This window comes from Haloferula rosea, assembly GCF_016595525.1.
In the GTDB taxonomy this organism is placed as follows: Bacteria; Verrucomicrobiota; Verrucomicrobiia; order Verrucomicrobiales; family Akkermansiaceae; genus Haloferula; species Haloferula rosea.
This window is the reverse complement of record NZ_JAENII010000046.1, coordinates 1-855: the sequence shown is the minus strand read 5'-3', so window position 1 is coordinate 855 and position 855 is coordinate 1. Positions and strand designations below refer to the sequence as shown.

Here is an 855-nt window from a genome sequence, read left to right as displayed (position 1 = left end):
CTTCTAATCGGGTTTCCCCGTCCCCCCCACAAGCAAGGGATTCTTGCCATCATAACACCCGCGTCTCAGCGAGTGGAGGCATCATACGAGTCCCGGTTCTCGAGCATTTCACCCGCGAGCCTTTTCGATTTGGCGGACTGGACTGATGATTTCATTGTCGTGCTCTAGCAGATCTGGAGGCTGAGGCCAAGCACAGCGGATTGGTGACCTGTCGATGGGCCCTTAGGAGGGAATTACTCCCCCTTCAGCATCTCGAGGTTTGCTTCGGCGAAGGCTTGGCCCATGAGGGCGAAGGTTTTGGCGCAGCCGAGGTAGTGGTAGCCGGCGTTGGAGGCGCCGCGGGCCCACATGGCGGACTCCTTCTCGCTGATGAGGTCGGCCTCGAATTTCTTGAGGTATTCCTTCTGCGCGGCGGCGTCCATCGAGCCGTCGGCGTTGGGGGTGTTCTTGTTCTTCACGCGGAGCAGGTGGGCCATCTGCTTCACCTTGCCGCGTTTTTGGTCGATGGCGGCGAGTTCCTCGGACCAGAAGGGTGCGGTTTCGATGGCGGCCACGTTGCCCTTGAATTCCGGCAAGGACGCGGGGGCGGCCATGGCCTTGCGGAAGGCGAGGGTGTTGTCGTTCGCCTCCAGACCACCGACCCCGAGTACGCCGATGACGAAGGGCATCTTGGGAGCGTCGAGGTCCTTGCGGACGTCGCGAATGAAGGCGGCCATCAGGTCGCTGTAGCTTGAGTAGTCGCGGTTGCCGTCGGGCCCGGTGGGGTAGGTGCCGCCGTCGACGAGGTCGTTGAATCCCTGGAACCAGACGAAGCCGGAGATCTCATAGCCATCGGCGGGATCGTAGGTCGGGCAG

1 protein-coding gene is annotated in these 855 nt (G+C 61.9%); it reads right to left on the bottom strand.

From position 1 onward, the window contains the following. Positions 1 to 233: 233 nt before the first annotated feature. The coding region (locus JIN81_RS18770) for a sialate O-acetylesterase (RefSeq protein ID WP_234045601.1) at positions 234 to 855 on the bottom strand (622 nt) is incomplete at its 5' end.